The organism is Arthrobacter sp. 05N33_2 (assembly GCF_056397425.1).
This window is the reverse complement of record NZ_JBFTNJ010000099.1, coordinates 1-8,314: the sequence shown is the minus strand read 5'-3', so window position 1 is coordinate 8,314 and position 8,314 is coordinate 1. Positions and strand designations below refer to the sequence as shown.

The window sequence follows — 8,314 nt, the reverse complement described above, 5'->3', positions numbered from 1 at the left end:
GCCCGGAATAGTCTCGTGATGCGTCCTTGCCTGCCCCCGGGCAGGCGCTTTTAGGTGCCCTCCTGGGTGCCGGTGTCGAAGGGCTTGCCCGCGGCCGGCGGCTTTTCGCCAGGCGTACCTGTTCCGGCCTTGCGCAGCGGATCTACAGTACCTTCCGCGCCGTAGTCACCTTCGGTGTACTGGCCGATTTCCGACCCGGCCGTGCGTCCCGGAGCCGTGCCAGCGCCGCCGTAGTCGGCTGCTACGTAGCGCCCGGATTCCTTGGCTCGGTCTCCCAAGGGTTCGGGCAGGCCGCCCTCCCTGCCGGCCGCACCGTAGTCACCTTGGACGTATTGGCCTTCCTCGTCCTCGGCGTGCCGGCCTCTCTGCACGCCAGCCTTACCGTACGCTCCTTCGACGTACCGGCCCCGGAGCTCCTTATCTTCTGGTTTCACGTCCGCGGGCGCCTGGTCCGCGGGCAATTCGGAGTCGCTGCGGTCTGTCATGATCCTGCCCTCCAGAGACGAATCCATGCGTCTAATCCGGCGCAATTCAAGTCTAGTCAGGGCCACTGCACCACGACAGAGGGCAGCGGCCGCCGGCCGCCCGCCTTGGGTGGCCAAGAGTGTCAGGTGTGGGCGGCGGGAGCGGTGGTGCTTCGAACGACGAGGCGCGGGGCCAGCACTTCGGTACGTGGCTGCAGGGAGGGGTCGGCGATGCGGGCGAGGAGAAGCTCCGCGACGCGGATGCCTACGTCCCGGCTGACGGGGTCGACGGTGGTCAGGGAGACGTGGCGGATCCCGGCGAGATAGGTGTTGTCGTATCCGACCAGTGAGAGTTGTCCCGGCACGCTGATGCCGCGCTCGTCGGCGGCCGAGAGCGCACCGACGGCGAGGATGTCGTTGGCGGCAAAGACCGCTGAGGGGGGCTGGCCGCCGTCGATAAGGCGGCTCATTGCCTCAAAGCCGGAATGCTCGCTCAAGTCCGTTGGTATCACTCGGATGTAGTTCTGCAAGCCGTGGCGGGTCATGGTGTCCCGGTAGGCGTCGGCCCGCACGGTAGCAGAGCCGGTGGGAGCGGTGAGGAAGGCAATGTCGCTGTGGCCGAGACCAATCAGGTGCTCGACGGCCATCCGGGCGCCGGCGGCGTCGTCGTTGGTGACGCGGTCCGCTGCCGGGAGGTCGAAGGCGCGGGTGCCGGCGACGACGGCTGGCGTGAGCAGTGTGGCGCGGGTGAGGTCTTCATCGGCGTTGAAGTCTCCGGCGATGACGAGGCCGTCGACGCGCAATTCCATGAAGGCGGACACCGGGCTTTCCCCTGGGCGGGCCAAATAGCGTGGATCGCCGAGGACCATCCGGAGGTTCTGCTCCCGGAAGATGTTCTGCATGCCGTCGAGCAGCTCCACGAACCAGGGATTGGAGAGGTCGTCCAGCAGCACTCCTACTGTTTGCGTCCGTCCGCTGGCGAGCGAGCGGGCCGCATTGCTGGGCCGGTAGTCGAGTGCGGCTATGGCGATGGCAACAGCTTCCCTCTTTTGTTCACTCACCTTTGGTGAACCCCTCAGCACCAGGGATACGAGTGCGCGAGATACGCCGGCTTCGCGCGCCACATCCTCAATGGTGGCGCGTTTGGCCGCTCCATGCTGGTTCAGTTCGTTCCTGGACAAATGGCCTCCTGCCGGCAAGCGTATCGCGGGAAACACAGYGGTTCCGGCCGCCGCCCCATGGGCAACCGCACCGGTTCCACTGCTGCCTGACGCCGGCCGCATGCCTGTCCCGTGGGGGAGGCCCCGGCGGCAATGGCTACGGACGTTCGATTCTCAGAGAGATACCGCCTTCTCGCCCGGTACCGTGGGAGGCACGATGATTGGAATGCCTCCGGTTCGGAAGTGCACCTCCAGCTCTTCCAGGGATTGCCCCTTCGTCTCCGGCACGAATTTCGCCACGAAGATCAGGGAAACAATGTTCACCAGCACGAACACGGTGAACGTGCCGGTTGAGCCCAGGGCGACGACCAGGATCGGGAACAGGAAGGAGATCGCCGCGTTCACGGTCCAGAGGGCGAACACCGCAATGCCCATCGCGAAGCCACGGATGGCCAACGGAAAGATCTCGGAGAGCAATAGCCACACGCACGTGCCGATGAAGCACTGCACGAAGGCCACGAACAGCATCATCGCCGCCAAAATGGTGTAACTGACGAGGTCCGATTGGGGGAGCGTGAAGACGACGGCGAGGAGTGCCTGCGAAGCCACGACCCCGGAGAAGCCGATGACCAGCATGCGGCGGCGCCCGACGAAGCCCAGTAGCCAGATGCCCAGGACGGTCATCAACACCGACGTCACACCGACGGCGATGGTTGCCACGAGCGATGCACTCACGCCAAGGCCGCTGCGTTCAAGGATGGTGGGGGCGTAGTAGTTCACGGTATTGATGCCCGTTGCCTGCTGGGCTGCGGCGAGCCCAATACCGACCCAGAGGAGCCGGCGCATCCAGGGATTGTTCTTCAGATCGCGCCAGGCGCTGGAGCGCTCGTTCCGGGCGGTATTCGCGGACTCAACGATTTCTTTGTACTCGAAATCGGCTTCCTCAGGGCTGCGGCTGAGGTTGAGGATGCGGCGGCTGTCGTCGAGCCTGTCGCGGATAGCGAACCAGCGCGGCGATTCGGGCAGGGCGAGCATGCCGATCAGGAGTGCGATGGCGGGGATGGAGGCAATGCCAAGCATGATGCGCCAGACTTCGGCGTCGTGGATGACGGCGTCGAGGAGTGCGTTGATGGCAAAAGCGAGCATCTGGCCGGTCACGATCATCAGTTCGTTGATGGTGACCATGCGTCCGCGCAGGTGTGCAGGCGCCATTTCCGCAAGGTAGAGGGGGCACGTTACGGCGGCGGCGCCGACGCCAAGGCCGAGGATGACGCGGGCAACGACCATGAACCCGACGGTCGGTGCGATGGCGCAGCCTATAGCGCCGAGGAGGAAGAGCAGCGCACAGACAAGCAGCGTGCCGCGCCGCCCAAGCTTATCGGCGAGCCTGCCGCCGCTCAGTGCGCCCACCGCGGCACCAGGAAAGAGCAGTGCGCTGACGACGGTGGCCTCTTCGACCGGGCTCATGCTCAGGGAGTCCTGCATGTAGAGCAACGCACCGGAGATCACGCCGGTGTCGTAGCCGAACAGGAGTCCGCCGAGTGTGGAGATGACAGTGAGACGGGCGAGATACCCGCGGTGTTTTGAGCCCGATGCGGGCGAGCTTGCTGTGTGCAACGACATTGTTGACTTCCTCGATTCGGCCGACCTGGAGGGCGGACTTTGAATTGGGAGCGTTCCCGGGAGGGTGCTGGATCACGCACCTTCAACGTTAGAGCGCTCTAACGAGACAGTCAAGAATTTGTCTTGACATGCGCTCAAAGTGTCGACGGGCATCCTGGAGGCGGACGGTCAGGGGCAAGTCCGCGGGCCGGGCGGCGGGAAGGGTGCCGGAGGGCGAGTGTGTGGCGCCGCGGTGGAGCGGTTACCTCTTCAGGGGCTTTTCCCGGATGAAGCGGTTTGTTACTATGTCAGGACAAATTCAGGGAAGGGGCTATGCGTCTCATGCGAATCGATGTCAACACAAGGGAGGCCGGCATATGACCGGGAACTCCTCACTCCCGGTGTCCCGGGTCCCGGATTCCCGAGCCGCACCACCACTCCGCTGGGGGATCATGGGTCCCGGCTGGATTGCGGAGCGCTTTACGGAATCCGCCCAGGCGCACACCTCGCAGATTATCGCCGCAATCGGGTCCCGCTCGCTGGACCGTTCCGAAGCCTTTGCTGGACGGCACGGCATCCCCGCTGCCTTCGGCAGCTATGAGGAGCTGGCGGCCGCCGACGTCGACATCGTCTACGTGGCCACGCCGCACAACTTCCACTACGAGGCCGCCCTCATGGCGCTCGACGCCGGCAAGCACGTTCTGGTCGAAAAGCCGATAGGCATCAACCTCGCGCAGGCGGCCGGCATCGCCAGCCGGGCCGCCGACGCCGGCCTGTTCGCCGCCGAAGCCATGTGGACATTTTTCCTGCCCAAGTTCGACGTCATCCGGCAAGTGCTCGACTCCGGAATGCTCGGGGTCCTTACTACGGTCTTCGCCGAATACGGTGAGCACTTTGACCCCAGCCACCGGATCTTCGACGCGGCTCTGGCGGGCGGGCCACTGCTGGACCTGGGGACCTATCCGCTTTCGCTCATCACGTCCGTCCTGGGCGAACCGGACCGCCTCCTGGCGCTCGGTGAACCGCACGAATCCGGAGTCAATGCCCAGCTCTCGGCCGTCATGTCCTTTGCCGGCGGACGCCAGGCCATGATGAACACCCAATTGCACAATTTCACGCCGACGTCCGCCACCATTGTGGGCACCGAGGCTTCGCTGTCAATTGACGGGCCCTTCAACATGCCAGGCAAGTTCAGCGTCCGCTTCCCGGACGGTACCCGGCTGGCCTATGAGGAGCCGACCGGAGCACACTTCGAAGGCCTGCACTTCGAGGCTGCCGCCGTCGCCCGCGCCATTGCGGCAGGGCGGCTGGAGGTTCCCCAGCGGCCGCTCGCCGAATCCATCCGGACCATGGCCGTCGCCGACGCCATCAGGAACCAGCTCGGAATCGTGTTCCCCGGCGAAGCCGTTGGAAGCCTCTGATCCAGGACCTCCGTATCAGCGCTCGGATGCCTTCGCGGCTTTGATGGCGGCCTTGGCGGCCTGCTTGCTGGCGCGCACTCTTTTCAGCGACTCGGGGTCCACGATGTCGGCGACAGAAAGAAATGCGCTCTCCTGGCCATAGGGGCCGGCGGCCTCACGCCAGCCTGGCGCCTGCAGTCCGCACTGCTTGCCTAGCAGTGCAAGGAAGATCCTGGCCTTTTGCTCTCCGAAGCCGGGCAAGCCCTGCAACCTGCGCAGCACTTCCTCACCGTCCGGGTCGTCCTGGTTCCAGATGGCAGTTGCGTCCCCATTCCAATCGCCTTGGACGGTCGCAGCGAGGTCCTGGACGCGGCCGGCCATGGAGCTGGGGAAGCGGTGGATGGATGGACGCTCCTTGAAGATCTCAACGAAGCCGGCCGGGTCGTATTCGGCGATTGCGGCAGGGGCCATGGACCCGATGCGCGTCCGGATCTTTTCGGGTCCGGCAAACGCAGACTCCATGGTCACCTGCTGGTCAAGCAGCATGCCCACAAGGAGTGCGAACGCGTCATTGCTGAGCAGTTGGTCGGCGGCGGCGTCGCCCGTGATGTGCAGTTCCATGCGCCCATCCTGCCACCAGCTCCGCGCCACGTCATGGCGCCGGCCCGAATCTGCTCCGCCGCGACCAGCGGCATTGCTGACGCTGTGGCCGGTATCCTTGAAAGATGAGTGGCACAGCGCATTCAACCGTCACATTTGATGGCCGCTTCGCCCGGGAGTTCCAGGAGATGGCCATTCCCTGGCGCGCGGAGGAGGCGCCCGAGCCGCACCTTTTGGTGCTCAACGAGCACCTCGGCGCTGAGCTGGGCCTCGATCCGGCCTTCCTCCGGAGTCCGGAGGGTCTGCGTCTGTTGACCGGCAACGCCGTCCCCGCCCATGCCAGTCCGGTGGCGCAGGCCTACGCCGGCCACCAGTTTGGCTGGTACGCGCCCCGCCTCGGCGACGGGCGCGCACTCCTGCTGGGCGAGATCGGGCACGCGGACGGGCAGCTCCGCGACGTCCACCTCAAGGGATCAGGACGCACGCCGTTTGCCCGCAACGGGGACGGCCAGGCGGTGGTCGGTCCCATGCTGCGCGAATACATCGTGAGCGAGTCGATGCACGCGCTGCACATCCCCACGACCCGGTCCCTCGCCGTCGTCGCGACGGGACGTCCGGTGCAGCGCGAGACGCTCCTGCCCGGCGCCATTCTGACCCGGATAGCCAGCAGCCACCTGCGCGTGGGCAGCTTCCAGTACGCCCGGTCCACGGGCGACATCGGCCTCCTTCGCCGCCTCGCCGACTACGCCTTGACCCGTCACCACCCCGCCGCCGCGGACGCCGGGAACCGATATCTCGCACTCTTCCAAGGGGTCATATCCGCCCAGGCTTCGCTGGTGGCCCAGTGGATGCTCGTCGGATTCGTTCACGGGGTCATGAACACCGACAACATGACGATTTCGGGCGAAACGATCGACTACGGGCCGTGTGCCTTCATGGAAGGCTTCGACCCGGCCGCCGTCTACAGTTCGATCGACGAGAGCGGGCGCTACGCCTACCGCAACCAGCCGGTGGTGGCGGAGTGGAATCTTGCCCGGCTCGCGGAGTCGCTTCTGCCCCTGCTCCACGACGACGAGGAGCAGGCGGTCGAGCTCGCGGTGGGAGCACTCGGCGAGTTCCGCCGGCAGTACAGTGACGCCTGGTCGGCAGGCATGAAGGCCAAGCTGGGGTTCCGTGACGGGCTCGACGACGACTTGGCCTCGCCTCTCGTGGACGAACTTGTGGCTTTAATGCAGGAGTCACGGGCCGACTTCACCTCGTTTTTCCGGCACCTCGGCAATGCCGCCCGCGGCCTTGCCGAAGCCGCGCGGGGCCAGGTCCAGGACACGGCAGCTTTCGATGCCTGGGTGGGGCGATGGCGTGCCTTGGCACCGGATGCTGACGCCATGGACCGGGTCAACCCCGTCTATATCCCGCGGAACCACCTGGTGGAGGAGGCCCTGGCGGCCGCTACCGTCGGAAACCTGGATCCGCTGGCACGGCTGCTGGACGCAGTCGCCTCACCTTTCGACGAGCGGTCCGGCCTCGAGCGCTACGCCGCTGCCGCCCCGGAAAGCTTTGGCCCGTACCGGACCTTCTGCGGAACCTGAGGGAGCTGATCATGGATATCGAATTCGCCGAGGTCATCGATCATGACGTCACCACCATCACCTGCGTATGCGGCAATACCGTCAGCAGCGAGGGATTGATTCAGGCCAACTCACAGGGCATGCCCGTTCACATTGGCGGAAACGTTCCCGTGCCCGCGGGGCTGGCTACCTGGCCTGAGGACGAGGATCTCTACACCCTGTGCTCCTCTTGCGGCCGCGTTTACCATGACGCTGTCATCGAAGAGACTGGGACCGCGCCCGTTGCTTTCCGGATTGATGTCACCGCTGGACCGGTTGCCGAAGCGATCCGTGTCCACTGGGACCTCAACACGTAGCACTGTGACCGTGTCAGGGATCAGTGAGCCCTACACGGTGTCCGGCCGCTGATCTCCCTTGTGGCTCCGCAGATTCTCCTGCACCTTGCCGAACAAATCCTTGATGGTCGTCTCCGTATTGGTGAGCATGTCCGGCTGGACGTAGACCTGTTGGGCGGGAGGCAGGCTGTAATGGGACGCCAGGCCACCCGCACCGTCCACCCCTGCCAGCGCGATGGTCACACCACCCTCCTTGCGCGCAATGGCGCCAATCCGGCCGAAGACCACGGTAAATTCGTCCGGCTGGAAGCTCACGGTCAGTCCGACATGTGTCCGGTTAAGGTCACTTGCCGTGACGGCCTTCTCGTTCCCGGTCCCTGCATAGTTCATGTCGATCTCCCGGATAGCTGGTGGCGTTGTAAGCGAGCAGTCTACGTCCGGGACCGGAGGTGGGGTAGGGACCCGCCGGCTGCCCGATACCGGACCGGTCCCGGCGTGGGGGAGAATGCGTTCATGACCAATGACGATCTCCGGCCTGTCTACTTCCTTTCGGACAGCACCGGCATCACCGCGGAAACGCTCGGCAACACCTTGCTGACGCAGTTCCCCGCGAACCACTTTGACCGCATCACGGTCCCCTTCATCACCACGGTCGAACAGGCTAGGACGGTGGTCGGCACTATCGACAAACTGGCCGCCACGGGCCTGCAGCCGATCGTGTTTTCCACCGCGGTAAGCAGCGATATCCGCCAGGTCCTGGGTACGTGCCAGGGGATCATCGTGGATCTCATCGGGACTCATGTCGGACAGCTGGAGCAGGCCCTCGGTTCGCCGGCCAGCGGCGAACCCGGCAGGGCCCATGGCCTGGGCAATGCGGAGCGGTATCAATCCCGGATGGCCGCCGTCGAATACGCCATGGAACACGACGACGGCCAAAGCCTGCGGGCGCTCGAAAAGGCCCAAGTCATCCTGGTGGCGCCGTCCCGCTGCGGAAAAACGCCCACCACAATGTACTTGGCCCTGCAGCACGGCATTTTCGCCGCCAACTTCCCGCTGGTGGACGAAGACTTTGAACGGGAAGGGCTCCCCAAGCCGCTGAGGCCTTTCGTTGAGAAGTGTTTCGGGCTCTCCTCCAACCCCCTGCGCCTGAGCCAGATCCGCACCGAACGGCGCCGGGGCTCACCC

General features: G+C 65.2%; 9 protein-coding genes. 4 read left to right on the top strand and 5 right to left on the bottom strand.

Annotated elements, in window-relative coordinates; genetic code table 11:
* Window positions 1-50 precede the first annotated feature (50 nt).
* The 3 genes from AC1DHX_RS19690 to AC1DHX_RS19680 form a co-directional block, all read right to left on the bottom strand.
* Window positions 51-512 (bottom strand): hypothetical protein, encoded by a 462-nt coding sequence (locus tag AC1DHX_RS19690; protein WP_476858709.1) that lies wholly within the window; start codon window positions 510-512, stop codon window positions 51-53.
* Between the two features lie 95 nt (window positions 513-607).
* Window positions 608-1,747, bottom strand: coding sequence for a LacI family DNA-binding transcriptional regulator (locus AC1DHX_RS19685; protein WP_476900386.1), 1,140 nt, complete (start codon window positions 1,745-1,747; stop codon window positions 608-610).
* A gap of 51 nt (window positions 1,748-1,798) precedes the next feature.
* On the bottom strand, window positions 1,799-3,247 hold the full coding sequence (locus AC1DHX_RS19680) for a sugar porter family MFS transporter (protein ID WP_476858707.1): 1,449 nt from the start codon (window positions 3,245-3,247) through the stop codon (window positions 1,799-1,801).
* A gap of 356 nt (window positions 3,248-3,603) precedes the next feature.
* Between AC1DHX_RS19680 and AC1DHX_RS19675 the strand changes: the two genes are divergently transcribed.
* The gene (locus tag AC1DHX_RS19675; RefSeq protein WP_476858706.1) at window positions 3,604-4,647 is read left to right on the top strand and encodes a Gfo/Idh/MocA family protein; all 1,044 of its coding nucleotides are present in this window, start codon (window positions 3,604-3,606) and stop codon (window positions 4,645-4,647) included.
* 15 nt (window positions 4,648-4,662) lie between these two features.
* On the opposite strand, the gene AC1DHX_RS19670 is transcribed toward AC1DHX_RS19675, so the two are convergent.
* Entirely contained in the window at window positions 4,663-5,247 is a 585-nt protein-coding gene (locus AC1DHX_RS19670; protein WP_476858705.1) for an HhH-GPD-type base excision DNA repair protein, read from the bottom strand.
* 104 nt (window positions 5,248-5,351) lie between these two features.
* Here AC1DHX_RS19670 and AC1DHX_RS19665 point away from each other — a divergent pair, with 104 nt between their 5' ends.
* A complete protein-coding gene (locus AC1DHX_RS19665) occupies window positions 5,352-6,815 on the top strand; it encodes a protein adenylyltransferase SelO (protein ID WP_476858704.1) in 1,464 nt (487 codons plus the stop codon).
* A gap of 11 nt (window positions 6,816-6,826) precedes the next feature.
* Complete coding sequence (locus AC1DHX_RS19660; protein WP_476858703.1) at window positions 6,827-7,150, top strand: hypothetical protein; 324 nt, start codon at window positions 6,827-6,829, stop codon at window positions 7,148-7,150.
* Window positions 7,151-7,180: 30 nt separating this feature from the next.
* On the opposite strand, the gene AC1DHX_RS19655 is transcribed toward AC1DHX_RS19660, so the two are convergent.
* Window positions 7,181-7,519 carry a hypothetical protein gene (locus AC1DHX_RS19655; protein WP_476857366.1) on the bottom strand — a complete coding sequence of 113 codons (339 nt, stop codon included), beginning with the start codon at window positions 7,517-7,519 and terminating at the stop codon, window positions 7,181-7,183.
* A gap of 123 nt (window positions 7,520-7,642) precedes the next feature.
* Between AC1DHX_RS19655 and AC1DHX_RS19650 the strand changes: the two genes are divergently transcribed.
* A partial coding sequence (locus tag AC1DHX_RS19650) for a pyruvate, water dikinase regulatory protein (protein WP_476900385.1) occupies window positions 7,643-8,314 on the top strand: 672 nt, incomplete at its 3' end.

Excerpts from the sequence above, each read along its gene's own strand:
- AC1DHX_RS19690 (WP_476858709.1), bottom strand. The coding sequence starts at position 512 with ATGGATTCGTCTCTGGAGGGCAGGATCATGACAGACCGCAGCGACTCC.
- AC1DHX_RS19680 (WP_476858707.1), bottom strand. The coding sequence starts at position 3,247 with ATGTCGTTGCACACAGCAAGCTCGCCCGCATCGGGCTCAAAACACCGC.
- AC1DHX_RS19675 (WP_476858706.1), top strand. The coding sequence starts at position 3,604 with ATGACCGGGAACTCCTCACTCCCGGTGTCCCGGGTCCCGGATTCCCGA.
- AC1DHX_RS19670 (WP_476858705.1), bottom strand. The coding sequence starts at position 5,247 with ATGGAACTGCACATCACGGGCGACGCCGCCGCCGACCAACTGCTCAGC.
- AC1DHX_RS19665 (WP_476858704.1), top strand. The coding sequence starts at position 5,352 with ATGAGTGGCACAGCGCATTCAACCGTCACATTTGATGGCCGCTTCGCC.
- AC1DHX_RS19660 (WP_476858703.1), top strand. The coding sequence starts at position 6,827 with ATGGATATCGAATTCGCCGAGGTCATCGATCATGACGTCACCACCATC.
- AC1DHX_RS19655 (WP_476857366.1), bottom strand. The coding sequence starts at position 7,519 with ATGAACTATGCAGGGACCGGGAACGAGAAGGCCGTCACGGCAAGTGAC.